Raw genomic sequence first — 25,003 nt, forward strand, 5'->3', positions numbered from 1 at the left:
CTTACCTCCCCAGGGTTCCCCAGTTGGGTAGCCAAAGCGCCAATTGGGGAAAGACGAAAAGAAGCCCAACCAGAGCAAAAAGGGGGATGAGAAAAAGCATCACCCAGCGGAAGATGCTTCCCAAGGGCACCTCGGGCAGCATGGCCTTAACCACGTACACGTTCACCCCCACCGGGGGCGTAATGACCCCCATCTCCGCAGTCAACACCACCAGAACCCCAAACCAAATGGGATCAAAGCCCAATTTCTGCACTACGGGGAAGAAGACGGGAACCAGGAGGGTAATCAAGGCCATGGAATCCATGAAAAACCCTCCCAGGAAGAAGATGAGGACAATGGCGAACAGGATGGTTTCTGGAGCCAAGGGAAGCCCTTCTACCCAGTCGGCAAGGTGAAAGGGTATACGGGTGAGGACGAGAAAGCGGCCAAACAAGGTGGCCCCAGCGATGAGGGTGAGAATCATAATGGACGTGCGCAGGCTTTCCGCCGTGGCGGCTACAAACCCTGCCCAGGTCAATCGGCGATTAAGGGCCGCGAAGGCCAAAGAGCCCGCTGCGCCAATCGCCCCTGCTTGGGTGGGGCTGAACCACCCCCAAAAGAGGCCCCCCACCACCAGGACGAACAAAAGGGGAACCTGCCACGCACCCAATAGGGCACGGAAACGTTCCCCCCAGGACAGGGGTTCTGCGGGAGGGGCCGAGCTGGGCCGCCAAAGAGCCACCCCGTAGGCGGTGGCTGCCAGAAGAAGGGTGAGAACAATGCCGGGAAGCACGCCCGCCAAGAAAAGGTGTCCCACGGGTTGGGTGGTCAGGAAGGCATAGACTAGAAAGACAGTGCTAGGGGGGATGAGAATGCCCAAGGCACCTCCCGCGGCCACGGTGGCCCCGGAAAAGGCGGGATCGTAGCCGTAGCGCCGCATTTCGGGAAGGGCCATGCGCCCCATGGCAGCAGCGGTGGCGGCGCTGGAACCCGAAACGGAGGCAAACCCAGAACAGGCCAAAATGGTGGCCACACCTAGCCCTCCCCGCACAGGCCCCACCAGGGCATAAAAGGCCCGGTAGAGCGCCTCGCCCATGCCCGCCATGGAGGCGTAGTAGCCCATTAGGACAAAAAAGGTGATGGCGCTAAGGCTATAACTGGAAAACTGGTTAAAGACATCGCGGGCGGCCAGGCTGGCGGCCGCATCCAGAGGTATGAGCACCGCCATGCCCCCAAGGCCCACCAACGCCATGGCGAAGGCTACCGGCACACCCAAGGCGAAGAGGGCCAGGAGAACAAGGATCCCTAGCAGTCCAAGCTCTGTTGGGTTCATCGGTGCTCCCTTAGCTTGACGAGTTGATCCAGGAAGAGATAGAGCCCATAGAGGGTACTCAACACCAGTAGCCCCCAAAAGGCATAGGCGAACGGATACATGGGGGTACGAAGGCCCGGTAGGACTTCCCCGGACTGGGCTAGCCCTTGGGCAAAGCGCCAGGTGTAGAGGGCGATGATGGCGAAGAAGATAGCAACCAGAAGGTAGCCCATGGCGCTAAGGAGTCCCCGGACCGGGCGGGGAAGGAGGTGGAGCCCATACTCTACATGGATGTGGCGGCCCAAGAGGAGGGTCATGCCCATACCGGCACCTACCGCCAAAAGCTGGGCAATGCTTACCAGTTCGGTGGCCCCGCTCAAGGGGGACTTGAACACCTTGGCCCCTATGACGTCCCAAAGCGTGGTGCCAAGCATGACCCAAAGGCAAAGCACTCCGAGTGCCTCGCCGAGTTTTCCCAAGGCATAGATGCGTTGCCGCAAGCCCATAAAGCGTCCTTTCGCAGGGGAAAGCCCCGCTTTGGGACTTGCGGGGCTTTCCCCAAAAAGGCTTAGAGTTGGACCCGAACGGAAGCGGGGCCGGTGGAGGACTTGATGCCCCGCCGCTCTTGTTCACGCAACCAGTAGGCAATGCGCTCGCGGATAAAGCGAAGGCGAGCCTGCACCTCGCCTTCGCTTACCCCTTTGGCCGCCAGGCTGCGGGTGTAGTCCTGGATAAGGCGGTCGGCCACCTGGGCGAACCGCGCGCTTTCCTCCTGGGGAAGTTGTATGACATCTACCTTCGTGTCCTTAACGGCATAACGGTAGCCATCAATATCCACTTGATTCCACATGGCGGCAAGCTTTTCCACGAACTCGTTCTTTACGTAATTGCTAATCACGTCCCGCAACTCCTGGGGAAGACCGTTCCACGCCTGCCGGTTAGCCACGATGTAGAAGGTGTGCACTTGGCCCACCTGCCAGATTTCCGTGACGTAGCGGATAACCTCGCCAAGGCGGAAGGTGACGAGGGTTTCGTAAGGGATCATCAACCCATCAATGACCCTTTTGGAGACGTTGTCGTAGGCCTCCGGCATGGGGATGGGGCGGGCCGTGGCACCCAAGGCTTCTACGAACCGGCCAATGTAACCTACGCCGCGGAGGGTCATTCCCTTGAGATCCTCTAGGCGCCGCACGGGCTTTTGTGCGCTGAAGATTTCCATGACTGGGGAGGCGTGCAGGGTGATTACCACGGTGTCGGCCCATTCCTTCGGACGATACCGCTCGTAGAACTCGTGGGCCACATGGGTGGCTACCCAAGCGTTGGGGAAGCCAAGCGGCAGGTCCAGGATCTCGGTTTCGGCGAAACGGCCAAAGTTATAGGCCAGGTTGGTGATACCCAGGTGGGCCACTCCTTGAACTACCCCGTCGTAGATGGCTGCGGGGCCCAAAAGGGTCCCGCCATGGTAGGTTTCCACGCGCACGCGCCCCTCGGTAAGCCTTTGGACATCGGCGGCAAACTGGTCTATAAGCTTGCTCTGGGCTGCGGGCGCCGGAAAGTAGTTGGCAAAGCGCAACGTGTACGTGCGGGGTTGAGCGTAAACGTTTACAAAGCGCGTGGAAGCAGTGGCCCCCAAAAGTCCGAGTCCTGCCTTGATAACCTGTCTGCGGCTTAGCCTGCGCATCTACCCCTCCTTGGATCTCGCGTTTAGCCTAGCATATGGGTGGCCAAAATGTCAACAATTTTGTTCTCACCGAGCCACGCCCTGGGCGACAGGGGGGGTTCCGTAGGTGTAGAAGGTTTCCGGAAGCTGCCCCCCAAACCAGATGGTGCTCTTTTCCAGGTCGTTTACGTTGGTCACGTCCCAGACCACCGTCTTCCAAGTAGGGTCAAAGATGAGGTAGCCGGTGTCGCCGAAAAGCTCCACGCGGGTTCCCCCCGGCTCAAAGACGTACATGAAGTAGGCCTGGGTGGTTCCGTGCTTGCCCGGCCCCGCCTCAATCCGCACATCGTACTCCACGCACAGATCCGCCAAATCCATCAGGTGCTGGGGATACCCGTACCAGAAGGCGATATGGTGGAAGCGCCCCTTGGAACCCGTGGCGTCGCGCATGAGGCCGATCTCGTGGACCAGGGGGCTCACGGAGAGCCAAGCCCCAAGCTCTTCACCTTCCCCGCGCACCTTTTGCTCCCGGAGCTTGAAGCCCAGGACCTCCTCAAAAAAGCGCCGGTTGGGCGTGACCTCGGAGCAGAGGCAGTTCACGTGGTCCAGGCGCCGGACCGGCACGCCCCTGAGGGGCCTTTTGGAGGGGCGGTTCTTGAGCTTGCTTCGCTTCTCAGGGGGCGCTTCGTAGTACGCCACCTCAAAGAGGAGTTCCATCCGGTGCCCGTCAGGGGTGACGAACTGGTAGGCAGGACCGTGGCCCAAGTCCCCTTCTATCCACCCCTTGCCCAGGCCGGAGGCCTCGAGGGCCTTGACCCGCCGTTCTAAGGCCTCGGGGGAGGCGGTCCGCCAGGCGATGTGGCCTAGGCCCGCCTCCTTGGCCTCGGTGATCTTAAGGGTGTGGTGGTACCAGTCCTCGTAGGCCCGAAGGTAGACGGAGCTCCCTTCACAGGCTGTGACCTCGAGGCCCAGAAGTTCCGTGAAAAACCACAAGGTGCCTTCGGGGTTAGGGGTCAGGATCTCTGCATGGGCCAGTTGCACCACATCAAACCCTTCCATCAAAGCCTCCCTTCCTCCTCCATGCGGAGGATCTCCTGGATCACCTCAGCCCCGCGGTTGGCAGCGGGCAGCCCCCGGAAAAGGAAGGCAAGCCCCACCACCGCATTGAGCTCCTCGTAGGTGGCCCCGGCCCGCCGGGCAGCGATGGCGTGGAGCTTGGCGGCATCGGAGAGGTCCATAAGGAGCATGCCAAAGAGCATGAGCTGGGCCGTCTTCACGTCAAAGCAGGGGGGGTACATGAGGCGGGCCCGGAGTTCTTCTTGCATCCGCAAGGTTTCGGGGTCCAGCCGGGCCAGGAGGTCAGTCCGGGCCTGGATTCTCGGGGGGACGAAACCGATGAGTTCCCGGTAGCGGTCGCGCAGGCGCTCTAACTCTTCTGTGGACATGCGGAGTTCCGGCTTGGGCACAGGCTCTACCTCCCTTGTGAATCCCTTGCGGGTGTTTCGCCCTCACCTTAGGCCCATGCGCCGCGGGACCGCAAGGGTGGCGTTCATTTATGCCGAACCGAACGTTCGTATATTCTGAAACAAGGTATCGGCACCCAAGGCAGGAGGGATTACCCTCGGAGGTGAGGCCCATGCTGGGAACGGTACAGAAGGTTGGCGAGGTCCTGGAACTCTTCTCCCAAGACCGCTCGGAGTGGGGGGTAAGCGAGGTGGCCAAAGCGTTGGGTATCCCCAAGTCCAGCGCCCACGCGCTCCTCGCCACCATGAGCCAGATCGGTCTACTCAAGCGGACCCGGGAAGGGCGGTACCGCCTAGGGTGGCGCATTCTGGCCCTCTCCCAAGTGCTTCTCTCCACGAGCTCGTGGCGACAGGAGGCCAGGCGGGCCATGGAGGAGCTGGTGGCCCGCTACGGGGAAACCACCCATCTGGCGGTCCTGGAGTGCGGCCGGGTGGTCTACGTGGAGAAGCTGGAGGGTACCCGGGCGGTGCGGGTGGTGAACACCGGGGTGGGCGTGGAGCTTCCCGCTCACTGTAGCGGCGTGGGCAAAGTGCTCCTTGCCTTCCGCCCATGGGAAGAGGTGGAGAAGATCGTCTCCCAACGGGGCATGCCCGCCTTTACCCCCAACACCATCACCACCTTGGACGAGCTCAAGACCGAGCTCCAGGCGGTGCGGGAACGGGGCTACGCCTACGACATAGAAGAGGTGGTGCCGGAGCTTTGTTGTGTGGCAGCGCCCATCCGGGACCACACGGGGGAGGTCATCGCCGCCATGAGCCTGTCTGTACCCTTTTACCGTTTCCAGCAGATGAAGGAGGAGTACCGGAGGGCCATCCTCGAGGCCACCCGGGCCGTTTCCGAGCGGCTTGGGTACATGGGGGAAACAGCATGGACAAGGTCAAGGTAGCCATCCTGGGGTCAGGCAACATCGGCACGGACCTGATGTACAAGCTTTTGAAAAACCCCGGGCACATGGAGCTGGTGGCCCTGGTGGGGATTGACCCGAACTCGGAGGGCCTGGCCCGGGCCCGGGCCTTGGGGTTGGAGGCGAGCCACGAGGGAATCCAGTACATTCTGGAGCGGCCCGAGATCAAAATCGTCTTTGACGCCACCAGCGCCAAGGCCCACGTGCGCCACGCCAAGCTTCTCCGGGAGGCGGGGCGGATCGCCATTGACCTGACCCCGGCGGCCCGGGGCCCCTACGTGGTCCCCCCGGTGAACCTGAAGGCGCACCTGGAGGAGGACAACGTGAACCTCATCACCTGTGGGGGCCAGGCCACCATCCCCTTGGTCTACGCGGTGCACCGGGTGGTGCCGGTCCTTTATGCGGAGATGGTGTCCACGGTGGCTTCCCGCTCCGCGGGGCCGGGTACGCGGCAGAACATTGACGAGTTCACCTTCACCACGGCCCGGGGCTTGGAGGCCATCGGGGGAGCGAAGCGGGGGAAGGCCATCATCATCCTGAACCCGGCGGAGCCGCCCATCATCATGACGAACACGGTGCGGGTCATCCCGGAGACGGAGGCCTTTGAGCGGGAGGCGGTGGTGGAAAGTGTCCGGGCCATGGAGCGGGAGGTGCAGGCCTACGTGCCGGGGTACCGGCTGAAGGCGGACCCGGTGTTTGAGAGGCTCCCCACGCCTTGGGGGGAGCGGACGGTGGTGTCCATGCTCTTGGAGGTGGAAGGCGCCGGGGACTACCTGCCCAAGTACGCGGGGAACCTGGACATCATGACCGCCTCGGCCCGGCGGGTGGGGGAGGTCTTTGCCCAGCACCTTTTGGGGAAGCCGGTGGAGGAGGTGACGGCATGAGCTGGGACCTTTCCTTGGCCAAGCCTCCCGTGGTGGTGGACACCACCCTTCGGGACGGCTCCCACGCCCACCGGCACCAGTACACGGTGGCAGAGGCCCGGGCCATCGCCCGGGCCTTGGACGAGGCGGGGGTGTTTGGGATAGAGGTCTCCCACGGGGACGGGCTTGGGGGGAGCTCTATCCAGTACGGCTTTTCCCGCACGGACGAGATGGAGCTCATCCGGGCGGTACGGGAAGAGGTGAAGCGGGCCAAGGTGGCGGCGCTCCTCCTTCCCGGTATCGGCACCCGGAAGGAGCTCAAGGAAGCGGTGGAGGCGGGCGTGGAGATGGTGCGCATCGCCACCCAGTGCACGGAGGCGGACATCTCCGAGCAGCACTTCGGGATGGCCAAGGAGATGGGCCTCCTGGCGGTGGGCTTCCTCATGATGAGCCACATGCGCCCGCCGGAGTTCTTGGCGGAGCAGGCCCTCCTCATGGAGTCCTACGGGGCGGACGTGGTGTACATCGTGGACTCCGCCGGGGCCATGCTGCCCCAGGACGCCTACGCCCGGGTCAAGGCCTTGAAGGAGGCCCTGAAGAGGGCCCAGGTGGGCTTCCACGCCCACAACAACCTGGGCTTGGCCATCGGGAACACCCTGGCGGCCTTGGCGGCGGGGGCGGACTGGGTGGACGGCACCTTGAGGGGGTACGGGGCGGGGGCGGGGAACGCCGCCACGGAAGTCCTGGCGGCGGTGTTGGACAAGGCGGGGCTCAACCCGGGGCTGGACGTGTTCAAGCTTTTGGATGCGGCGGAGTACGTGATGGGTCCCATCCTGCACTTCCAGCCCTACCCAGACCGGGACTCCATCGCCATCGGGTACGCTGGGGTCTACTCCACCTTCCTCTTGCACGCCAAACGCATTGGAAAGGAGTTTGGGGTGGACCCTATGGCCATCCTCTTGGAGCTGGGACGCCGCCAGGCGGTGGCGGGGCAGGAGGACTGGATCCTGCGGGTGGCCCTGGAGCTCAAGGAGAAGGAGGCCGGGGCCTTGGCGGACTAGGATGGACCATGGAGCGGCTTGGTTTCGTGGGTACAGGAGAGGTTTGGGCGGGAAGTGGTGTTCCGGCCTAGCTTCAGGGGAGCGGAGGACCTTTTCCGGAGGAACGAAGATGGTGGTCCTTAAGGTGACCCTGCTGGAGGGCCGCCCGCTGGAGAAAAAGCGGGAGCTGGTGAGGCGGCTAACGGAGATGGCGGCGCGCCTTTTAGAAGAACCCCAAGAGGAAATCCGCGTGATCCTCTACGAGGTGAGGCGCGACCAGTGGGCAGCAGGGGGCGTGCTCTTTTCAGACAAGGAGGGAGCATGACGCTCTTGGAGGCGGTGCGGCAGGCCCGCCAAGCAGGGAAGACCCTCCCAGGGGGAAAGGACTGGGGCGTGGACCTTTCGGAAGCCTACCGCATCCAAGAGGCCCTTTTTCCCGGGCCCCTAAAGGGGTACAAGCTCGGGCTGGTTTCCGAAGCCAAGCAGCGGCAGATGGGCCTTTCCGAGCCCACCTTTGGCCGGGTTCACCCGGGGATGCTTTTGCAGAAGCCGGCGCTTAGCCGGTTCATCCAGCCTCGGGTGGAGCCTGAGGTAGCGGTGGTGCTAAGGGAGGACGTGCCTCCTGGGGCTTCCGTGAGCCGGGCCTACGCCGCCATTGGGGGGTTTTTCCTGGCGGTGGACCTTTTGGATTCCGTGTGGGAAGGCTACCGCTTCACCGCCCAAGAGGTGGTGGCGGACAACACCTCAGGGGGCGGTTTTCTTCTCTCCATCCGGCGGTACAGCCGGCTCCCCAAAGGGGTTCTGCGCCTCTACCTGAACGGGGAGAAGGTGGCCGAGGGACCCGTGGAGGCTTTAGGGGACCCGGGGGCACGGCTTTCCTGGCTGGCGGAGCGGGTTGGGGGGCTTAGGGCGGGCCAGGTGGTCTTCCTGGGGTCCCCGGCTCCGGCGGTACCCTTGGCGCAAGGCGTGTTGGAGCTTTGGGGTGAGGGGGATGTGCTCCTTGCCCGGGTGGAGTGAGGAGGTCGGACCATGGTGGAACCGAAAGTCTACAAGGAAACGGTGGACCGGCTTAAGGCGCTGGGCTTTCCCTTTGAGCTTCCCCTCGAGGTCACCCACTACATTGGCGGGGAGTTCGTGCGGGGGGAGAACTTCTTCCCCGTGGTTTACCCGGCCACGGGGGAGGTGATCGGCACCGCCCCCGAGGGGCGGGAGAAAGAGGTGGAGATGGCGGTAGGGGCGGCCCAGGAGGCCTTCTTGAAGTGGGGCAAGATGCCGCCAAGCCAAAGGAGGCCCTATCTCCGCCGCTTCGCCGAGAAGATCCGGGAGTACAAGCCCGTCTTTGAGGTGCTGGAAACCCTGGACGTGGGGCGGCCCATCCACGAGAACCGCCTCGGGTACGTGGAGCGCATGGCCAACAACATTGAGTTCTTCGCCGACTTCGCCGTTACCCACGGCTCCGAGGCCTATCCCATGGAAAACGGCTACATCAACTACGTCCTGCGCTTCCCCGTGGGGGTGGCGGCCCTCATCACCCCTTGGAACATGCCCAGCATGCTCGCCACCTGGAAGATCGGGCCCACCCTGGCCTTCGGCAACACCGCCGTGCTCAAGCCGGCGGAGTTCACCCCCTTGGGGGCCTGGCTCCTCGCCCGCTGCGCCCACGAGGCGGGGCTTCCCCCGGGGGTCTTCAACGTGGTCCACGGTTTCGGGCCCAACTCCGCTGGGGAGCTCCTCACCAAACACCCCCTCGTGCGCCTCATCTCCTTCACGGGGGAGACCACCACGGGCAAAATCATCATGAAAAACGCCGCCGACACCCTCAAGCGCCTTTCCATGGAGCTCGGAGGAAAGGCGCCCAACCTTATTTTTGAAAGCGCCGATCTGGACCGGGCGGTGGAGGTGACCCTGCGGGCGAGCTTCTTCAACCAGGGAGAGGTGTGCCTGGCGGGCTCCCGCCTCCTGGTGCAACGCTCCATCTACGAGGCCTTCTTGGACAAGCTGGTGGCGGCGGCCAAGGCCCTGAAGGTGGGGGACCCCCTGGATCCCGAAACCCGCATGGGGGCCCTCATCGCCGAGGAGCATCTAAAGAAGGTCATGTCCTACGTGGAGATCGCCCGGGAAACCGCCACCATCCTCACGGGCGGGAAGAAGCCTGAGCTTCCCCACCCCTTTGACAAGGGCTACTTCCTGGAGCCCACGGTGGTGGTGGACGTGAAGCCCTCGGACAAGGTCTGCCAGGAGGAGATCTTCGGCCCCATGGTGGTGGTGATGCCCTTTGATACCGAGGAGGAGGCCATTGAGCTTGCCAACAACACCCCTTACGGCCTGAACGCCATCGTGCAGACCCGGGACGTGGGCCAGGCGGTGCGGGTTTCCGAGGCCCTCGAGGTGGGCACGGTCTGGGTGAACGACTGGTTCGTGCGGGACCTGCGGGTGCCCTTCGGCGGGGCCAAGCAGTCGGGCATCGGCCGTGAGGGGGGCCACTACGGCTACGAGTTCTACTACGAAACCAAAAACGTCTGCATCGCCAACCGGTGAGCCATGAACCCCGAAACCTTCGCACAGGAGTTAGAAGGGGCCTGGGTGGAAAGGAGGCCCATAGAACCCCTTTCCGAGCGGGGCCTTAAGGGGATTGAGGCCGCCTACCGGGTCCAGGAGGCCTGGAACCGCCTGCGCCTAGCCAAGGGGGACAAGGTGGTGGGCCGCAAGATCGGCCTGACCTCCAAGGCAGTACAGGAGCAACTGGGCGTGGACCAGCCGGACTATGGCAACCTCTGGGCAAGCCGCTTCCTGGGGATGGGGGAGCGGGCCGAGGTGGCGGCCTCCCTTTTCCTCCAGCCCCGGGTGGAAGGGGAGCTGGCCTTCCTCCTGGGAAAGCGCCTAGAGGGCCCCCACGTGACCCCTCAGGAGGTGCTCGCCGCCACGGAGGCGGTGGCCTTTGCCCTGGAGATCGTGGACTCCCGCATCCGGGACTGGCGCATCCGCATAGAGGACACCATCGCCGACAACGCCTCCTTCGGGGCCTTCTTTGTGGGGCCGTGGGAGCGGGCTTTGCTGGAGGAGGACCTTTCCACCTTAGGCCTCGTGCTCTACCGGAACGGGGAGGCGGTGGCCCAGGGGGCGGGAGCAGCCTGCCTAGGGCACCCGGCCAGGGCGGTGGCCTGGCTCGCCAACGCCCTGGCCGCCTTTGGGGTGGCCCTGGAGCCGGGGGAGATCGTCATGTCCGGGGCCTGGGCCCCGGTGCAGGTGGCCCGCCCGGGGGACCTCTTTACCCTGGTGGGAACGGGGGGGAGGGCCCTTACCTTGCGTTTCGCCTAGCGGAGGTGGACCATGCCCCTATTGGAGGTTTTGGTGGCGAGAAAGGAACCCTTGAACGAAGAGCGTAAGGAAGCCATCAAGCAAGAGGCAGAGGAGATCTTCCGGGAAGTCTTGGGTACGCCCCCCGGGCGGCTTAGGGTGTTCATCCTGGAAGAGCGCAAGGATCAGCCCCCCAAGTAGGCCTGGCGCACGGCGGCGTCGCGAAGCAAGGTTTCTGCAGGACCTTCTTTTACGATGCGTCCTTCTTTTAGAAGGTAGGCCCGATGGGCTACCTGAAGCGCTAGTCCGGCGTTTTGCTCCACCAGGAGAACCCCCACGCCTTGGGCGGCAAAGGCCTTCAACGTGGCGAGAAGACGCTTGGCCAAGAGGGGGGCGAGGCCTAGGGTGGGTTCGTCCAGTAGGAGGTACTTGGGCCTGGCCGCTAGGGCCCGGGCTAGGGCCACCATGCGTTGCTCACCCCCGCTCATGGAGCCCACCCGTTGTCTTAGGCGGGCATCGAGGGCGGGGAAGAGGGAGAAGATCTCTCGCCAGGGGGGTTCACCCGCACGGTAACCGCCTAAGCGCAGGTTCTCCTCCACGGATAGGCTACGGAACACCCCGCCCCGCTCCGGCACCAGCACGAGCCCCCTCTCTACCAAAGCTTCGGTCAACCCCCTTTGCGCCAGGAGACTAACGTCTTCCCCACTCAAAACGATCCTGCCTTGGACGGGTGCCAAGCCTACAAGCCCGCGCAAAAGGGAGCTTTTCCCCGCACCATTGGCGCCCAGCACCGCCACAATCTCACCGGGAGCCACTCGGACCCCCACCCCCTCCACCGCCCGGTGGGGTCCATAGGCAACGCTAAGCTCTTGGGCCTCAAGCATGCTCCACCCCCAGGTAGACCTCCACCACTTTAGGGTGGCGCAAGACCTCCTCGGTGGGCCCTTGGGCGATGAGTTCTCCAAACGAGAGGACGTAGACCCGGTCACATAGGGCCCGGATGGCGGACATCAGGTGCTCCACGATGAGGAGGGACACCCCTTCGCGTTTAACCTCCTGGAGAAGGGCCACCGCTTGCTGAAGCTCTGCCGGGTTTAGCCCCGCGAGCCATTCATCTAAGAGCAGAAGCCGAGGGCTAAGAGCCAAAGCCCGGGCCAGCTCCAACCGCTTTGCGTCCAAATAGGTAAGGGAGGCGGGAAAGAGGTGGGCCTTCTCCGCCAGGCCCACCCTGGCCAACACCTCCCAGGCCCGTGCCCCTGCCTTCTGAGGATCTTTGAGACATAAGGGAAGGTAAACGTGGGCATAGACGGTGAGGGAGGGAAACAAGCGTACCTGTTGGAAGGTTCGCGCTAGGCCAAGCCTGGCTAGGGCTTCTGGAGGTCGGCCCGTTACCTCCTGCCCTAGGAAGCACACCTGTCCCCCTTCAGGTTTTAAGGTGCCTGCGAGCAAGCCCAAAAGGGTGGTCTTCCCCGAACCGTTAGGGCCTATCAGGCCCACCGCTTCCCCTGACCGCACTTCCAGATCCACCTGGGCCACCGCCACCAAGCCGCCAAAGGATTTGGTGAGGCTTTTGGCTTGCAGGAGAGGACCTCTTATGGATTTAGGCTCCGGGATTGCCCTAGCTGTCTGGGTGTAGCGCGGGGTTTTGGTTTTCGGGGTGGGGAAGAGGCCCAGAAGGCCTCGAGGCAGGAAGTAGACCAGCAGGACAAAACCCAGCCCCATAAGGGCCGTGGCGTGATGGGGGAAGCGGCCACTAAGAAGGTCGTACACAAGAACCAAGGGAGGAGCTGCCAAAAAAGCCCCTGCAGGGCTTCCCAACCCCCCGAGCAACGCTGTGACAGCGGTCAGGAAAGAGATATTGGGATTAAACGCAAGGCTTGGGTCTATGTAGACCCAGCGTGGGGCTACCACAGCCCCCAAGGCACCCATAACCCCGGAGGTAAGGGCAAAAACCCCCACCCGAAGCCCATAGATTGGCACTCCAGCGTGGCGGGCCGCCAGTTCGTCATCTCCCGTGGCGGTAAGAGCGAGTCCTAATCGGCTTTCCTGAAAGCGTAGCCCCGCGATTAAGGTAAAGAAGGCAAGGCCTACCAGGGTATAGTAAAGCGTGAGTGGGTCCAAATCCAAAAAGATGTAGCTACCCACAGACCCCCCCAGGTTGCGTTGAACCCAGGTTACAACCTGTCGGATCAGCTCCGCCAGGCCATAGGTGAAGACGGTAAAGTAAATTCCCTGGAGCCGTAGAGTAGCAAGACCCACCCCTAAGGCCAGAAGGGCACTAAGCAGATAGGCCAAAACCACAAGCGCAAGCCAGGGGAGGTAAGGGTAAAGGAGGGCTACCGTGTACACCCCTGTGCCGAAAAATGCCGAGGTAGCCAGGCTCAGGTATTTTGCAGGACCCGTGAACGTGGTCCAGGTAGAGGCCAAGGCAGCGTAGAGGATCACCGAAACCCCGGCAGAGAGCAGGTACTCGCTTCCGAAAAAGGGCAAAGCCAAGGCTAGCAGGAAGAAGAAGCCGAGGTACGCTTTCATTGCCGCGCAGTCTCCCTTTGCCCTCGCAGATAGAGCACCCCGAGGACAAAAAGCCCGTAAACGGCCGCCAGACTCAGGCCGGGGCTAACAAAACGGGTCACAAGCGCTTCAGCCACACCCAACACCAAGCCTCCGGTCAAGGCTCCTAAGGCACCGTGGAGCCCGCCCAAGACCACCACCACAAGGGCTTTAAGGGTCAGTTCTGGACCCATGGCAGGCGTAACGGCCTGAAACATACTGAAGAGCACCCCCGCGGCAGCCGCTATTCCCCCGCCTACGGCAAACAGATAACCTGCCAAACGTGCGGCGGGAACCCCAACTAGAAGAACCTCCTCGGGTTCTCGGCTCAGGGCCCGTATGGCCATGCCTATACGGGTTCGGGTGAGAAAGAGATGGGTCAAGCCCACGAGGGTTAGCCCCAGGACGCAAGCCAGTAGGCGGTTTAATGCCACCGCACTCGGTCCCATGGATACCCCTTGGCTTAAATAGCTATAGCTAAAAATCCTGCCCCCCCATTCGGCGGCCAGAAGCCCTTGAACCAGAAACGAAATCCCAAAGGTCAGGAGAATGATCCGTCCCTCCGTTGTCCCATTCAAAGCCAGGGTTCGCCCTACCAACGGAAGAAGAAGTGCGCGGTGGAAGAGAAGGTGGAGGAGGAAGAAGAGGAAGGGCAAAACCGCGAGGGAAGCCAAGGGGCTAAGCCCAAACCCTTGGTAGAGAAAGAAGGTGGCGATGCTCGCCAAGATAACCGCTTCCCCATAGGCGAGGTTGAGAATGCGAGCTACCCCGTATTGAAGGGATAAACCTAGGGCGAGAAGCCCATACACCCCTCCTGCGATGCTTCCGGTGATGAGGGCTTCCAGGAAGGCCATGCGTTATCGGTTCCAAGCGGGTTTGGGAACCCGTGGGGAAGCAGCGCCGGGCCGCTCAGGCATCACCGCCACAAACTCGCCGTCCTGCCACTGGCCGATGAGCCAATTGCCCCGGAAAACGTTGCCTTCCAGCTTGAGAGGCCCAAGGATGGTGTCAAAGGTTTCCTGGCGTAGAAGGCGTACGATTTGGAAACGATCTATTTTACCTAGCTTTTCTATAGCCCCTCGCAGCGCCTGGAGCGAGGCATACGTTACCTGGCTAGCCCAGCGGTCCGGCTCCTGGCCCGTTACAGCTTTGTGCCGTTCCAAATAGCTCCGCCAGGCTTGATTGGGTACCACCCCACCCAGCCCCATCACGCCTTCGGCGCGGGCTCCGTACCGCTGGCGGAAGACGGGGAAGGCTGTTCCCACCCCGAGGAAGAATACCGCAGGATTAAAGCCCACCACCGCTGCAGCCTCTGGGAAGGCCAAGGTTTCCGCTGGATAGCTAAAGGCAACAAAGGCATCGGGGTTGCGGCCTTTGACCGCGTTGAGGAGCGAGGCAAAGTCGCTAAAGCCTTGCGGGTAGCTTTGGAAGTAAACAAGCTCCAGGCCTTCCCTTTGCGCTGCCCGGCGGAAGGCCGTGGAAAGCTCTAGGCCGAACTCATCGTCCGTGTGCACCACCGCCACACGCCGACCGATTTTGCCCGCTGCGGCCAGGTTGCGGAGCAACAGCACCAAAGCCTCTGCGTACTGGGAGGGCAGGCCTAAGAAGGAGAAGTAGCTGGGCCAGCGCCGCACCAGCTCAGGGGTTTTTTCGCTCAGGTTGGTCACCCCCAATTGGGGATAGCCGTGGCGAGCAAAAACGGGCGCCACGGCGAGGTTCATGGCGGTACCCCAGGGGGGTAAGACGAAGTCCACCCGGTCCTGGACGATAAGGCGCTCTATGTTCCGGATAGCCTCTTCGGGAGTGGAGCGGTCATCGTACTCCACCACGGCAACCCTTGCGGGGCCTGTGGCCAGTTTAAGCCCTCCAGCCGCATTGACTTCTTCCACCCAAAGGCGGTAGTTGGGCAAGGTGGTGATACCTGCTCCGGTAGCGTAGGGACCGGTTTTTGAAATGGAGTAGCCAATACGCACCGTACGGCCTTGTGCCTTAGCCTGGACCAGGAGGGTTGCTCCGGCTGCTAGGCTCTTCCAGAGAAACGACCTGCGGGTCTCCTTCATGGTTCGCCTCCGTTAGAAGGGGTAGTGCAACGGTTCCGTTTGCACGGTGATCCAGCGAAGTTCGGTAAATTCATGGATACCTGCCCGGCCGCCAAACCGCCCAAATCCGGAAGCCTTCACGCCCCCAAAGGGCATCTGGGGTTCGTCGTGGACCGTGGGACCGTTGATATGGCAGATTCCGGACTGAATCCGCCTGGCCAGTCGGATGCCCTTGGCGACGTCCTGGGTGAAGATGGCTGCGGAGAGGCCATACTCGGTGTCGTTGGCCACCCTTAGGGCTTCCTCCTCATCCTTGACCCGCACCACCGCTACCACCGGGCCAAAGGATTCCTCGTGATAGAGCCGCATTCTGGGGGTGACGTGATCCACCACTGTAGGCCAGAGGTAGGGACCTTCCCTCCGCCCCCCGGCTACTAGCCTCGCCCCTTGCGCAAGGGCCTCCTCTATGAGTTCAACCACGCGGTCTGTGGCCTTGGGGTCCACCAGGCAACTGAGCACCACCGGCTCACGCCGGGGGTCTCCCACGGGGAGGCGTTGCGCTTTCTGCGCCAGCCGTTCCACCAGGGCATCCGCCACCGCCTCCTCCACCACGGCCCGCTCGGTGGACATGCAGATTTGTCCTTGGTTGGCGAAGGCGCCAAACGCAATGGCGTTGGCGGCTTCCTCGAGGTTCGCATCCCTAAGCACAATGACCGGCGCCTTCCCCCCGAGTTCTAAAAGGACCGGCTTCAGGTGCCGCCCGCAGAGCTCAGCGATGATCCTCCCGGTGCGGGTGGACCCCGTAAAGTTGACCCGCCGTACGGCAGGATGGGCAATGAGGGCTTCCACCACACGCGGGGCATCCTCGGGGGAAGTGGTGAGGAAGTTAACCACTCCTGGGGGTAGCCCTGCTTCCTCCAAGGCTTCCACGATTAGGGCGTGAGTTTTGGGGGAAAGCTCGGAGCCTTTGAAAACCACAGTGTTGCCGCAGGCGAGGGGCGTGGCCAGGGCGCGCACCCCTAGGATCACCGGAGCGTTCCAGGGTGCGAGGCTGAGAACCACCCCCACGGGTTGGCGGATTGCGAAGGCCAAAGTCCCGGGCCGGTCCGAAGGGATAACTTCCCCCGTGATCTGCGTGGTAAGGGCAGCGGCTTCCTTGAGCATGCTTGCCGCCAGGTGTACGTTGAACTCAGCCCACCCCGGCGTGGCTCCCGTTTCCGCCATCATGGTGTCCACGAAAAAGGTTTTCCTGGCCTCCAGGGCCTGGGCAGCCCGCCAAAGGAGCTCACGCCGTTCGCTTGGAGGCGTTTCTGACCAGAAGGCAAACGCCCTTTCGGCGCTTGCCACCGCCTCTTGGGCGTCCTCGAGGCCTGCGGCTTCCGCTTCGCTTGCCACTTCCTGGTCCAGTGGGCTTTGACGGGCAAAGCGCCTCCCGCTTCGCGCCTCCCGCCAAGTGCCGTCAATGTATAGCCGCACAGATTTCGCCGTTTGGACCATATTTTGGCCTCCAAGAGGCAGGGTAGGGCAAGAAGGGGAGGGGTGTCTATAGGGATGTTCTGGTATGGCGAACCCAGGCGCCCAAACAAATTGTTGACAATTTAGTTGACGCTAGGGTAGCCTAGCCTTTGAGGAGGTACCCCTTATGGAAGGAAGCGAATACGCCCGTTGGCCGTACGGCGACCTAGCCCATCTGGCCCACGTGGAGCTCATCACCCCCAAGCCGGAGGCGAGCCTTTGGTTCTTCACCGAGGTGATGGGGATGGCGGTGAGCGGCCAGGAGGGGGATTCCGTCTACCTCCGGGGTTGGGACGACTACGAGTACCACACGCTAAAGCTTACAGCGGGCCCGAAGCCAGCTTTGGGTCACTTTGCCTTCCGCGTAAAAACCCCGGAAGCGCTCCTGCGGCGGGTGGAGGCGCTTGAGGCCTCCGGGCTTGGGGAAGGATGGACGGATGGGGACCTGGGCCACGGCCCCGCCTACCGGTTCCGCACCCCGGATGGCCACCTGATGGAGCTTTACTACGAAACCCGTTGGTACACCCCCACCGAGGCCACCCGGCCTGCCCTGAAGAACCAAGCCTCCCGTTTCCCGGGAAAGGGCGCCAACCTTAGGCGGCTAGACCACATCAATATCCTGGCCTCCGATGTGGCGGCGGTGCGGGCGTTTATGGAGCGCTACCTCGGGATGAGGGTCACCGAGCAAATCATCTTTAGCGACGGGACCGAACAGGGGGCTTGGCTCACCTGCAACAACAAGACCTACGACGTGGCCGTGACCAAGGACCACCTCGGGGCCAAAGGCAGGCTTCACCACTTCACCTACGCCGTGGATAGCCGGGAGGAGGTCCTGCGGGCGGCGGACATTTGCCTGGAGCACGGGGTCTTCATTGAAACGGGGCCCCACAAGCACGCTATCCAGCAGACCTTCTTCCTCTACGTGTACGAGCCGGGTGGGTGTCGGTTTGAAATCGCCTGCCCGGGAGCGCGCCTCCTTCTTGCCCCTGACTGGAAGCCCATTGTCTGGAACGAGGAGGAGCGAAAGAAGGGCCAGGCCTGGGGCTTGAAGACGGTGGAAACCTTCCACACCTACGGGGTTCCCCCGGTAGAGGAGGCCTGATGCCGGCCACGGACAAGACCACGGAGGTGTACCAAGCCTACCATCTCCTTCGGGAGGCCATCCTAAAGGGGGAGCTGCTTCCCGGCCAGCGCCTCGTGGAGAAGGACCTCACCGAGCGCTTCGGCCTTGGAAGGGCGGCCATCCGCACCGCCTTGGCCAAGCTGGAGCAAGACGGTCTGGTGGAAAGCGCCCCGTACCGCGGGGCCTGGGTGCGGGCCATTACGGAGGAGGAGGCGGTGGAGGTCCTCGAGGCCCGCATGGCCTTGGAGTGCTTGGCGGTGCGCTACGCCGCGCGCCGCGCCACCCCGGAGGAGGTGGCCCGGCTTCGGGAGATCCTCGCCGAGATGCGAAAGCGCTTTGCCCAAGGGGATCTCCTGGGTATGTCCGAGCTCAACGCCGCCTTTCACCGCACCTTGGTGGAGGCCTCGAGGCACCAGACGGCCAAGCGGCTCATAGAAGCCCTGCGGGCCCAGGGCGTGCGCCACCAGTACCGGACCGTTTTGGTCCCCGGACGTTCCCAACGCTCCCTAGAGGAGCACGCCAGAATTTTGGAAGCAGTGGCCGCCCGGGACGAGGAGGGGGCCGAAAGGGCCATGCGGGAGCACCTGGAAGGTGTTCTGGCGGCCTTGCGCCAGGCGAAAGGAGGTCCGCTATGAAACCCAGCGAGCGAGCGTGGGCCGTGGTGCAGGGGGCTTACGACCTCCACGTGCACGTGGAGCCCGATATCCTCCCCAGAAAGACCCACGACCTCGCCCTGGCCGAGCGCTTCCGCCAGGTGGGCCTCAAGGGGTTTGTCCTCAAGTCTCACTACGCCCCCACGGCGGAGCGGGCCCAGGTGGTGGGGCGAGCGGTGCCCGGGGTGGAGGTCCTGGGGGCCATCGTCCTAAACCACGGGGTGGGAGGGCTCAATCCTTTGGCGGCGGAGATCGCCGCCCGGGCCGGTGCTCGCTTTCTCTGGTTCCCCACGGTGGACGCGGCCAACGAGGCCCGCGAGGTGGCAAGGCTTTCCCTGGAGAAGAAGCCCCAGTGGGCGAGGCTTCAGGAAGCTTTCCGAGAGGCGGGGCTTCTGCCAGCGCCCATAGGGGTCTTGGACGCCAACGGGAAGCTCAGGCCCGAGGCCCGAGCGGTCCTCGAGGTGGCCGCCCGCCACCGGATGGTGGTGGCCACGGGCCATCTCTCGCGGGATGAGATCTTGAAGGTCGTGGAAGCAGCTTTGGAGGAAGGGGTATCCCACGTGGTGGTCACCCACCCCGACTACCCCACCCAAGGCCTCCCCTTAAGCGACCAGCGGTACCTGGCCTCCCAAGGGGTGTATTTGGAACGGTGCTTTACGCCCTCCCATACAGGCAAGGTGCCTTGGGAAAAGCTCTTTCGCGCTATCCGGGAGGCAGGGGTGGAAGGGAGCTTTCTCTCCACGGACCTCGGCCAACCGGCCAACCCTCCCGTGGAGGAGGGGCTTGCCCTCTTTGCCGACCGGCTCCTGCAGGCCGGGTTTAGCGAGGAGGAAGTGCGGCATATGGCGGTGACCGTGCCCACAGAACTGGCGAAAGGAGGAAAGGGGTGAAGCGCCTACTGGTGGTGAGCGCCCACGCGGCGGACTTCGTGTGGCGGGCCGGTGGGGCCATCGCCCTCACCGTGGCCCAAGGGGGTAAGGCCCTGGTGGTGGCCCTGAGCTACGGGGAGCGGGGGGAGTCGGGGGAGCTTTGGAAGGAGCCGGGACAGACCCTGGAGCGGGTGAAGGCCATCCGCCAGGAGGAGGCGAGCCGGGCGGCGGCCATTCTGGGGGCCGAGTTTTTGCCCTTGGACCTCGGGGACTACCCCTTACGGGTGGACGAGAAGGCCCTGGAGCGCCTCTTGGGGATCCTGGTGGACTTCGCCCCGGACGTGCTCATGACGCACACCCCCAAAGATCCCTTCAACCCCGACCACCCGGTGGCCTACGAGGCCACGGAACTCGCGCGGCAATTGGCCTCGGGGGCGGGGGTAGCGAGCGCCTTCAAGACCATCCGTCCTCCCGAGTTCCTCCTTTTTGAGCCCCACCAGCCCGAGCTCTGCGGCTTCGTGCCCAACCTCTTCCTGGACATCACCTCGGTGTGGGAGAAGAAGCTTAAGGCCATGGAGGTCTTTGCCTCCCAGGCCTACCTGCGGCGCTACTACGCCGAGCGGGCGGAGCACCGGGCCAACCACGCCCGGCGCATCTTGGGCCTGAAGGATATAGAGAAGGCGGAAGCCTTCCAGCGGGTTTTGCCGCAGGTGGTGCGAAGCCTTTAGGAGGGCAGCATGCTTGCGCCCGAAGAGGTGAAGGAGCTTGCCGAGCTGGGTAGCGCCACGGTCTACGAGGCTTCAGGGCGGGAGGGGCTGGTTCCTCTTACCTTCCTGCGCCTTCCCCCGGGAGCCAAGGCGGCGGGCCCCGCCTTTCCCGTGCTCTGCGCCCCGGGGGACAACCTGGGGGCTCATGCCGCCATGGCCGCCCTAAAGCCAGGGGAGGTCCTGGTCCTGGCCCAAGCGGAGGCCGAGCCCGTGGCCCTGGTGGGGGAGCTCCTGGCCACCCAGGCCAAGGCCCAAGGGGCGGCGGCCCTCCTGGTGGACGGGGCGGTGCGGGATGCCGATGAGCTTGCGGCCTTGGGCCTTCCGGTTTGGGCCCGGTGGGTGAGCCCCAAGGGGGCGAAGCGGGAAGCCCTTTTGGGCCTCGGGGTTCCTGTCCTCCTGGGGGGCGTGGAGGTGCGGCTTGGGGACTACCTGGTCCTGGACGGGGACGGGGTGGTGGTGGTGCGCCGGGAGCGGGCCCAAGAAGTATTGCAAAAGGCCCGCGAACGGGCGGAGCGGGAGGCGCGCTTGCGGGAGCGGTTTGCCCGGGGAGAGCTCTCCTTGGACCTCTACGGCCTAAGGGAACGGGTGGCAAGGCACCTGGAGGAAGCGGCGCGGCTCCGGGAGGGGAACCGTGGCTAGGCTTCAGGTGGCGGTATTGGGGCTTGGGGAAGCGGGTTCGGCCATCGCCCAGGACCTCGTCCAAGCGGGGGCCCGGGTGGTGGGCTACGACCCCATCCCGGAGAAAAACGTGCCCGGTATCCACCGGGCCCAAAGCGAAAGGGAGGCGGCCTATGGGGCCCAGGTGGTCCTTTCCGTGAACTGGGCCCGGGTAGCCCTGGAGGTGGCCCAGAAAGTGGCCCCGGCCCTTAGCCCAGGCGTGGTCTACGCCGACCTGAACACCGCATCCCCCAAACTGAAGCGTGCCCTCGCCGAGGCCCTTTCTGGGACGGGCGCCCTTTTCGCCGACGTGGCCCTCATGAGCCCGGTGCCGGGGAAAGGCCTGAGGACGCCCTCCCTGGCCTCCGGGCCCGGGGCTAGGGCTTACCGGGAGCGCCTGACGCCCCTGGGGGCCGTGGTGGAGGTGGTGGGCGAGGCCCCGGGGGATGCGGCTACAAGGAAGCTTCTGCGGAGCGTCTTCTTCAAGGGGATGGCAGCGGCGGTGATGGAGGCCCTGGAGGCGGCGAGGCGCCTGGGCCTGGAAGCGGAGCTCAAGGCCAACATCGCCCAAACCCTAAAGGAAGCGGACGAAGCCTTGGTGGAGCGTTTGGTGGAGGGGAGCCTGCGCCATGCCGGGAGGCGGTACGAGGAGATGCTGGCAGCGGCGGAGCTTCTAGAGGAGGTGGGCGTTAAACCCCGGGTAGCCCGGGCTACTGCGGAGCAACTCAGGGCGTGGATGGAGTTGGGGTAGCCGGCGTGGGGAGGGGGTGGGCAGGCGTGCGGGGAATGGGGCCTGTTATTCCTGGATTTAGGGCCTTCGGGCCTGATATGCCCTATTTCGCGAAAGGTACATTTCGCGCATGTATAATACCCCCGTGGACCCCAGCGCGCCTGCCCACGTTCTTTGGAAAACCCTCGGCATTAAAAGCCCCGATAATGCCCTTATCCCCCTCATCCCCTATGCGGAGTACCTCCTCCTGGAAAGGGGCTACTCCCCCCGGGGGGTCCGCCGGTACCTCCAGGACCTCGCCTTCTGGTTCCGCTTCCTCGAGGCCCAAGACCTTCCCCCAGGCCCCGAGGCGGTGCGGGCCCTTTTGCTCGCCGAGCGCTGGTCCCCGAGGCGGGTCCAGGGGTTCCTCGCCGCCCTAAGGAGCTACTACCGGTACCTGGCCCAGGTGCGGGGCGAGGCGGCGGAAGACCCCACGGAGGGCATCGGCCGGCCCAAAGCGGGCCGCAGGCTTCCCCTGCACCCGAACCCCGAGGAGCTCAAGCGCTTCCTCGAGGCCTTCTCCGAGGAAAAGGAAGCGAAGCTCCTCACCGCTTTGGTCCGCTTCCTCTACGGCACGGGCCTGCGCATCTCCGAGGCGCTTTCCCTTAAGGGGCGGAACGTCGTCCTGGAAAAGGGCCTGCCCGCGGCGGTGCGGGTGGTGGGCAAGGGCAACAAGGAAAGGCTCGTGCCCCTTTCCAAGACGGCCCGGGAAGCCCTCCTGGAGCTGGGCCTTCCCCAAGGGAATGTTCCTATTTTCACGTTGACCCAAGGCCGCAGGCGGGGCCGCACCCCTTCCGCCCGCTGGGTGGAGGCCAAGTTCCGGGAAGCCGCCCTTAGGGCGGGCCTGGACCCCCGGCGCTTCACCCCCCACAAGCTCCGGCACGCCTACGCCACCTTGCTGGTGGAGGTGGGGGTGGAGCTGGACGCCGTGAAGGACCTCCTGGGCCACGAGTCCATCGCCACCACCCAGATCTACCTCCACGCCTCCCGCGAGAGGCTCAAGGAGGCGGCCCAGAAGCTCCCCGAGCTCTAAAGGGCCGTGGCCCCGCCGTCCACGGGCAGGACCACCCCCGTGATGTAGTCCGAGGCTGGGCTGGCCAGGAAGAGCACCGCCCCCCCAAGCTCCCCGGGCTTTCCCGCCCGGCCCAGGGGCAAGGTGGCCTTGAGAAGGGGCTCGGCCCGGGGCAAGACCTTTTCCGTCATGCGCGTGGGGAAAAACCCGGGGGCCAGGGCGTTCACCCGGATGCCCCACCGCCCCCACTTCACCGCCAGGTCCCGGGTGAGGGCCACAAGCCCTCCCTTGGAGGCGGAGTAGCCCACGGCGTCCAAGACCTCGGGGTACTCCCCCTTAAGCCCGGCCACGGAGGCGATGTGGACGATCTTGCCGTAGCCCCTCTCCTTCATGCGCTTGGCGGCGGCCCGGCTTGCCAGAAAGGCCCCCACCAGGTTCACCTCCAGGACCTCCCGCACCTTCTCCACGGGCATCTCCAGGGAAGGCGCCCCCCAGCTGATACCGGCGGCGTTCACCAGGATGGTGAGGGGGCCAAGCTCCCCTTCCACCTGGTCGCAGATCGCCTCTAGGCGGGCCTCGTCCCGCACGTCCCCCTCCAGGTAGAGGGCGTCCTCCCCGAGATGCTTGCGGGCCTCCTCAAAAAAGCTCGCCCGCCGGGCCATCACCGCCACCTTAGCCCCCGCTTCCTTAAGGGCCAGGGCCGCCTCGAGGCCAAGCCCCCTAGAACCCCCCGTGACCAAAGCCGCCTTGCCATCCAGTCGGAACTTCTCCAGGAACATCAGGCACCCCCGTAGTAGCCCTTGTACCGTTCCCTAAGCGCCCGCTTCAGGAACTTCCCGGCGCTCGTGCGCGGGATCTCCTCCACGAAGACGTAGGCGTCGGGGAGTTGCCACTTGGCAAAGCCCGCCTGGAGGAGGTGGGCGTTGAGCTCCTCCGGGCTTGGGGCCTCCCCCCGCGGCACCACCACCGCCAGGGGCCTTTCCTGCCATTTGGGATGGGGAATGGCCACCACCGCCGCCTCCTTCACCTTGGGGTGGCCCATGAGGGCGTTTTCCAGGTCCACGCTGGAGATCCACTCCCCACCCGACTTGATGAGGTCCTTGAGCCGGTCCTTGATCTCCACGTAGCCCTCCTCGTCCCACACGGCCATGTCCCCCGTGCGGAACCACCCGTCCGGGGTGAGGGCCCTCTGGCTCGCCTCCTCGTTTTGGTAGTAGCCCCGGGTGATCCAGGGGCCCTTGAGCTGGATCTCCCCCATGTGCTTCCCGTCCTGCGGCACGGGGCGGCCCTCCTCGTCCGCCACCCGGAGGCGCACCAGGGGGATGGGAAGGCCGGTCTTGGCCTTGAGGGTGAGCTTCTCCTCCTCGGGGAGGCCTTCCAGGTGGCTCTTGATGAAGTTCTGCACCACCACCGGGGAGGTTTCCGTGAGGCCGTAGCCCTGGCGCACCTCTATCCCCATCCGCTCAAAGCGGGCGATGAGGCTCCTGGGGGCGGCGCTTCCCCCCACCACCAGGCGCCTTAGGGTCTTCAGGCGGTGGCCGGTAGTCTCCAGGTGGTCCGCCAGGGCGAGCCAGACCGTGGGCACCCCGGCGGTGAAGGTGACCCCTTCCCCGTCAAAGAGCTCCACCAGGGAGGCGGGGTCTAGCCTGGGCCCGGGCAGGACCTGCTTGGCCCCCACCAGGGTGGCGGCGTAAGGGAGGCACCAGGCGTTCACGTGGAACATGGGCACCACGGGGAGGACCACGTCCTTTTCCGATAGGGCCGTGCCGTCAAAGAGGCTTGCCGCCAAGGAGTGGAGGACCAGGGCCCGGTGGCTATACACCACCCCCTTGGGCAACCCCGTGGTCCCCGTGGTGTAGGCCATGCCGCAGGCGGCCCTTTCGGGCACCCGGTGGGGCTCCGCCTCCTCGCCCAGGACCGCCTCGTAGGCCAGGTACCCCTCGGGGGCCTTCTCGTCCATGACCACGAAGTGCTCCACGGTCCTGAGCTCCGGGCGCAGGGCCTCCACCAAGGGGAGGAGGTTCGGGTCAAAGAGGAGGACCTTGTCCTCGGCGTGGTTCAGGATGTAGGCGATCTCCTTGGGGCTTAGGCGGGGGTTGGCGGTGTGGAGCACGGCCCCCATGCCGGGCACGGCGAAGTAGGCCTCGAGGTGGCGGAAGTGGTTGAAGCCCAAGGTGGCCACCCGGTCCCCCTCCCCTACCCCAAGCGCCCTAAGCCCCCCCATGAGCCGCTTCGCCCGCCGGTAGACCTCGGCGTAGGTGGTGCGGTGGACCTCCCCGGTGTGGAGGCGGGAAACCACCTCCTTTTTCCCAAAAAGCGCCGCCGCCCTTTCCAGGAAGTCCCAAAGGTTGAGCTCCTCGTCCATCATGGTGCTCGGGAACATGGCTATCCCCCTTTCGTTTAGAGGCTGTCGTAAAAGTCCTCCACGGCCAGCTACGCGGCCCTAGCCAGCCGCTTCACCAACAAGCGT

27 protein-coding genes are annotated in these 25,003 nt (G+C 64.3%); 15 read left to right on the top strand and 12 right to left on the bottom strand.

All coding sequences use genetic code 11. The features are described 5' to 3' along the window. Position 1: 1 nt before the first annotated feature. The 5 genes from LXN00_RS09715 to LXN00_RS09735 form a co-directional block, all read right to left on the bottom strand. Entirely contained in the window at positions 2-1,312 is a 1,311-nt protein-coding gene (locus LXN00_RS09715) for a TRAP transporter large permease (RefSeq protein WP_234507742.1), read from the bottom strand. After that, positions 1,309-1,725: a TRAP transporter small permease gene (locus LXN00_RS09720; protein ID WP_234507743.1), complete on the bottom strand. Its 417-nt coding sequence runs from the start codon at positions 1,723-1,725 to the stop codon at positions 1,309-1,311. Before LXN00_RS09720 ends, LXN00_RS09715 begins: the two co-directional genes overlap by 4 nt. A 134-nt stretch (positions 1,726-1,859) precedes the next feature. Continuing rightward, complete coding sequence (locus LXN00_RS09725) at positions 1,860-2,972, bottom strand: TRAP transporter substrate-binding protein (protein ID WP_234507745.1); 1,113 nt, start codon at positions 2,970-2,972, stop codon at positions 1,860-1,862. Between the two features lie 66 nt (positions 2,973-3,038). Further along, on the bottom strand, positions 3,039-4,010 hold the full coding sequence (locus tag LXN00_RS09730) for a catechol 2,3-dioxygenase (RefSeq protein ID WP_234507747.1): 972 nt from the start codon (positions 4,008-4,010) through the stop codon (positions 3,039-3,041). Then, positions 4,010-4,396 (bottom strand): carboxymuconolactone decarboxylase family protein, encoded by a 387-nt coding sequence (locus LXN00_RS09735; protein WP_267962786.1) that lies wholly within the window; start codon positions 4,394-4,396, stop codon positions 4,010-4,012. Before LXN00_RS09735 ends, LXN00_RS09730 begins: the two co-directional genes overlap by 1 nt. A 191-nt stretch (positions 4,397-4,587) precedes the next feature. On the opposite strand from LXN00_RS09735, the gene LXN00_RS09740 reads away from it, so the two are divergent. The 8 genes from LXN00_RS09740 (at position 4,588) to LXN00_RS09775 (ending at position 10,780) form a co-directional block, all read left to right on the top strand. Continuing rightward, positions 4,588-5,361, top strand: a complete 774-nt coding sequence (locus LXN00_RS09740) for an IclR family transcriptional regulator (RefSeq protein ID WP_234507751.1) — start codon at positions 4,588-4,590, stop codon at positions 5,359-5,361. Further along, complete coding sequence (locus LXN00_RS09745; RefSeq protein ID WP_234507753.1) at positions 5,343-6,263, top strand: acetaldehyde dehydrogenase (acetylating); 921 nt, start codon at positions 5,343-5,345, stop codon at positions 6,261-6,263. Before LXN00_RS09740 ends, LXN00_RS09745 begins: the two co-directional genes overlap by 19 nt. Beyond that, a complete protein-coding gene (gene dmpG / locus LXN00_RS09750; RefSeq protein WP_234507754.1) occupies positions 6,260-7,303 on the top strand; it encodes a 4-hydroxy-2-oxovalerate aldolase in 1,044 nt (347 codons plus the stop codon). Before LXN00_RS09745 ends, dmpG begins: the two co-directional genes overlap by 4 nt. A gap of 109 nt (positions 7,304-7,412) precedes the next feature. Continuing rightward, complete coding sequence (locus tag LXN00_RS09755; protein WP_234507756.1) at positions 7,413-7,607, top strand: tautomerase family protein; 195 nt, start codon at positions 7,413-7,415, stop codon at positions 7,605-7,607. Further along, positions 7,604-8,299: a 2-keto-4-pentenoate hydratase gene (locus tag LXN00_RS09760; RefSeq protein ID WP_234507759.1), complete on the top strand. Its 696-nt coding sequence runs from the start codon at positions 7,604-7,606 to the stop codon at positions 8,297-8,299. Before LXN00_RS09755 ends, LXN00_RS09760 begins: the two co-directional genes overlap by 4 nt. Before the next feature lie 12 nt (positions 8,300-8,311). Next, on the top strand, positions 8,312-9,820 hold the full coding sequence (locus LXN00_RS09765) for an aldehyde dehydrogenase (RefSeq protein ID WP_234507761.1): 1,509 nt from the start codon (positions 8,312-8,314) through the stop codon (positions 9,818-9,820). Positions 9,821-9,823: 3 nt separating this feature from the next. Beyond that, on the top strand, positions 9,824-10,600 hold the full coding sequence (locus tag LXN00_RS09770) for a 2-keto-4-pentenoate hydratase (RefSeq protein WP_234507763.1): 777 nt from the start codon (positions 9,824-9,826) through the stop codon (positions 10,598-10,600). A 12-nt stretch (positions 10,601-10,612) separates the two neighbouring features. Continuing rightward, positions 10,613-10,780: a hypothetical protein gene (locus LXN00_RS09775; RefSeq protein WP_234507765.1), complete on the top strand. Its 168-nt coding sequence runs from the start codon at positions 10,613-10,615 to the stop codon at positions 10,778-10,780. Here the strand turns inward: LXN00_RS09775 and LXN00_RS09780 are convergent. From LXN00_RS09780 to LXN00_RS09800, 5 genes are read right to left on the bottom strand one after another with little or no spacing between them, the layout of a single operon-like run. Further along, entirely contained in the window at positions 10,765-11,463 is a 699-nt protein-coding gene (locus LXN00_RS09780; protein ID WP_234507767.1) for an ABC transporter ATP-binding protein, read from the bottom strand. The two genes, LXN00_RS09775 and LXN00_RS09780, sit on opposite strands and share 16 nt — an antisense overlap. Continuing rightward, the gene (locus LXN00_RS09785) at positions 11,456-13,111 is read right to left on the bottom strand and encodes an ATP-binding cassette domain-containing protein (RefSeq protein WP_234507769.1); all 1,656 of its coding nucleotides are present in this window, start codon (positions 13,109-13,111) and stop codon (positions 11,456-11,458) included. Before LXN00_RS09785 ends, LXN00_RS09780 begins: the two co-directional genes overlap by 8 nt. Further along, positions 13,108-13,983 carry a branched-chain amino acid ABC transporter permease gene (locus tag LXN00_RS09790; protein WP_234507771.1) on the bottom strand — a complete coding sequence of 292 codons (876 nt, stop codon included), beginning with the start codon at positions 13,981-13,983 and terminating at the stop codon, positions 13,108-13,110. The genes LXN00_RS09785 and LXN00_RS09790 overlap by 4 nt, the downstream gene beginning before the upstream one ends. 3 nt (positions 13,984-13,986) lie before the next feature. Next, positions 13,987-15,189 carry an amino acid ABC transporter substrate-binding protein gene (locus tag LXN00_RS09795; protein ID WP_234507773.1) on the bottom strand — a complete coding sequence of 401 codons (1,203 nt, stop codon included), beginning with the start codon at positions 15,187-15,189 and terminating at the stop codon, positions 13,987-13,989. A 12-nt stretch (positions 15,190-15,201) separates the two neighbouring features. Further along, the gene (locus LXN00_RS09800; protein ID WP_234507775.1) at positions 15,202-16,665 is read right to left on the bottom strand and encodes an aldehyde dehydrogenase; all 1,464 of its coding nucleotides are present in this window, start codon (positions 16,663-16,665) and stop codon (positions 15,202-15,204) included. 145 nt (positions 16,666-16,810) lie between these two features. Between LXN00_RS09800 and LXN00_RS09805 the strand changes: the two genes are divergently transcribed. The 7 genes from LXN00_RS09805 (at position 16,811) to LXN00_RS09835 (ending at position 22,554) form a co-directional block, all read left to right on the top strand. Continuing rightward, on the top strand, positions 16,811-17,785 hold the full coding sequence (locus LXN00_RS09805) for a catechol 2,3-dioxygenase (protein WP_234507777.1): 975 nt from the start codon (positions 16,811-16,813) through the stop codon (positions 17,783-17,785). After that, positions 17,785-18,441, top strand: coding sequence for a GntR family transcriptional regulator (locus LXN00_RS09810; protein WP_234507779.1), 657 nt, complete (start codon positions 17,785-17,787; stop codon positions 18,439-18,441). The genes LXN00_RS09805 and LXN00_RS09810 overlap by 1 nt, the downstream gene beginning before the upstream one ends. Next, the gene (locus LXN00_RS09815) at positions 18,438-19,349 is read left to right on the top strand and encodes a DUF6282 family protein (RefSeq protein WP_234507781.1); all 912 of its coding nucleotides are present in this window, start codon (positions 18,438-18,440) and stop codon (positions 19,347-19,349) included. The genes LXN00_RS09810 and LXN00_RS09815 overlap by 4 nt, the downstream gene beginning before the upstream one ends. After that, entirely contained in the window at positions 19,346-20,056 is a 711-nt protein-coding gene (locus LXN00_RS09820; RefSeq protein ID WP_234507783.1) for a PIG-L deacetylase family protein, read from the top strand. Before LXN00_RS09815 ends, LXN00_RS09820 begins: the two co-directional genes overlap by 4 nt. Positions 20,057-20,065: 9 nt before the next feature. Next, positions 20,066-20,734, top strand: a complete 669-nt coding sequence (locus LXN00_RS09825; RefSeq protein ID WP_234507785.1) for a 4-carboxy-4-hydroxy-2-oxoadipate aldolase/oxaloacetate decarboxylase — start codon at positions 20,066-20,068, stop codon at positions 20,732-20,734. Beyond that, positions 20,727-21,503 carry an NAD(P)-dependent oxidoreductase gene (locus LXN00_RS09830; protein WP_234507786.1) on the top strand — a complete coding sequence of 259 codons (777 nt, stop codon included), beginning with the start codon at positions 20,727-20,729 and terminating at the stop codon, positions 21,501-21,503. The genes LXN00_RS09825 and LXN00_RS09830 overlap by 8 nt, the downstream gene beginning before the upstream one ends. 109 nt (positions 21,504-21,612) lie before the next feature. Next, positions 21,613-22,554, top strand: coding sequence for a tyrosine-type recombinase/integrase (locus tag LXN00_RS09835; protein ID WP_234507788.1), 942 nt, complete (start codon positions 21,613-21,615; stop codon positions 22,552-22,554). Here LXN00_RS09835 and LXN00_RS09840 read toward each other — a convergent pair. Together LXN00_RS09840 and LXN00_RS09845 are read right to left on the bottom strand one after the other, a co-directional pair. Beyond that, complete coding sequence (locus tag LXN00_RS09840) at positions 22,551-23,312, bottom strand: SDR family oxidoreductase (RefSeq protein ID WP_234507790.1); 762 nt, start codon at positions 23,310-23,312, stop codon at positions 22,551-22,553. The genes LXN00_RS09835 and LXN00_RS09840 overlap by 4 nt on opposite strands. Further along, positions 23,312-24,916, bottom strand: coding sequence for a long-chain fatty acid--CoA ligase (locus LXN00_RS09845; protein WP_234507792.1), 1,605 nt, complete (start codon positions 24,914-24,916; stop codon positions 23,312-23,314). Before LXN00_RS09845 ends, LXN00_RS09840 begins: the two co-directional genes overlap by 1 nt. Positions 24,917-25,003: the final 87 nt, after the last annotated feature.

Origin of the sequence: Thermus brockianus (genome assembly GCF_021462505.1) — a bacterium.
GTDB classification, from domain to species: domain Bacteria; phylum Deinococcota; class Deinococci; order Deinococcales; family Thermaceae; genus Thermus; species Thermus hydrothermalis.

Excerpts from the sequence above, each read along its gene's own strand:
- LXN00_RS09795 (WP_234507773.1), bottom strand. The coding sequence starts at position 15,189 with ATGAAGGAGACCCGCAGGTCGTTTCTCTGGAAGAGCCTAGCAGCCGGA.
- LXN00_RS09835 (WP_234507788.1), top strand. The coding sequence starts at position 21,613 with ATGTATAATACCCCCGTGGACCCCAGCGCGCCTGCCCACGTTCTTTGG.
- LXN00_RS09725 (WP_234507745.1), bottom strand. The coding sequence starts at position 2,972 with ATGCGCAGGCTAAGCCGCAGACAGGTTATCAAGGCAGGACTCGGACTT.
- LXN00_RS09785 (WP_234507769.1), bottom strand. The coding sequence starts at position 13,111 with ATGAAAGCGTACCTCGGCTTCTTCTTCCTGCTAGCCTTGGCTTTGCCC.
- LXN00_RS09740 (WP_234507751.1), top strand. The coding sequence starts at position 4,588 with ATGCTGGGAACGGTACAGAAGGTTGGCGAGGTCCTGGAACTCTTCTCC.
- LXN00_RS09720 (WP_234507743.1), bottom strand. The coding sequence starts at position 1,725 with ATGCTTGGCACCACGCTTTGGGACGTCATAGGGGCCAAGGTGTTCAAG.
- LXN00_RS09760 (WP_234507759.1), top strand. The coding sequence starts at position 7,604 with ATGACGCTCTTGGAGGCGGTGCGGCAGGCCCGCCAAGCAGGGAAGACC.
- LXN00_RS09735 (WP_267962786.1), bottom strand. The coding sequence starts at position 4,396 with ATGTCCACAGAAGAGTTAGAGCGCCTGCGCGACCGCTACCGGGAACTC.
- LXN00_RS09715 (WP_234507742.1), bottom strand. The coding sequence starts at position 1,312 with ATGAACCCAACAGAGCTTGGACTGCTAGGGATCCTTGTTCTCCTGGCC.
- LXN00_RS09810 (WP_234507779.1), top strand. The coding sequence starts at position 17,785 with ATGCCGGCCACGGACAAGACCACGGAGGTGTACCAAGCCTACCATCTC.
- LXN00_RS09840 (WP_234507790.1), bottom strand. The coding sequence starts at position 23,312 with ATGTTCCTGGAGAAGTTCCGACTGGATGGCAAGGCGGCTTTGGTCACG.
- LXN00_RS09770 (WP_234507763.1), top strand. The coding sequence starts at position 9,824 with ATGAACCCCGAAACCTTCGCACAGGAGTTAGAAGGGGCCTGGGTGGAA.
- LXN00_RS09730 (WP_234507747.1), bottom strand. The coding sequence starts at position 4,010 with ATGGAAGGGTTTGATGTGGTGCAACTGGCCCATGCAGAGATCCTGACC.
- LXN00_RS09775 (WP_234507765.1), top strand. The coding sequence starts at position 10,613 with ATGCCCCTATTGGAGGTTTTGGTGGCGAGAAAGGAACCCTTGAACGAA.
- LXN00_RS09815 (WP_234507781.1), top strand. The coding sequence starts at position 18,438 with ATGAAACCCAGCGAGCGAGCGTGGGCCGTGGTGCAGGGGGCTTACGAC.
- LXN00_RS09765 (WP_234507761.1), top strand. The coding sequence starts at position 8,312 with ATGGTGGAACCGAAAGTCTACAAGGAAACGGTGGACCGGCTTAAGGCG.
- LXN00_RS09745 (WP_234507753.1), top strand. The coding sequence starts at position 5,343 with ATGGACAAGGTCAAGGTAGCCATCCTGGGGTCAGGCAACATCGGCACG.
- LXN00_RS09790 (WP_234507771.1), bottom strand. The coding sequence starts at position 13,983 with ATGGCCTTCCTGGAAGCCCTCATCACCGGAAGCATCGCAGGAGGGGTG.
- LXN00_RS09780 (WP_234507767.1), bottom strand. The coding sequence starts at position 11,463 with ATGCTTGAGGCCCAAGAGCTTAGCGTTGCCTATGGACCCCACCGGGCG.
- LXN00_RS09755 (WP_234507756.1), top strand. The coding sequence starts at position 7,413 with ATGGTGGTCCTTAAGGTGACCCTGCTGGAGGGCCGCCCGCTGGAGAAA.
- LXN00_RS09805 (WP_234507777.1), top strand. The coding sequence starts at position 16,811 with ATGGAAGGAAGCGAATACGCCCGTTGGCCGTACGGCGACCTAGCCCAT.
- LXN00_RS09845 (WP_234507792.1), bottom strand. The coding sequence starts at position 24,916 with ATGTTCCCGAGCACCATGATGGACGAGGAGCTCAACCTTTGGGACTTC.
- LXN00_RS09800 (WP_234507775.1), bottom strand. The coding sequence starts at position 16,665 with ATGGTCCAAACGGCGAAATCTGTGCGGCTATACATTGACGGCACTTGG.
- dmpG (WP_234507754.1), top strand. The coding sequence starts at position 6,260 with ATGAGCTGGGACCTTTCCTTGGCCAAGCCTCCCGTGGTGGTGGACACC.
- LXN00_RS09825 (WP_234507785.1), top strand. The coding sequence starts at position 20,066 with ATGCTTGCGCCCGAAGAGGTGAAGGAGCTTGCCGAGCTGGGTAGCGCC.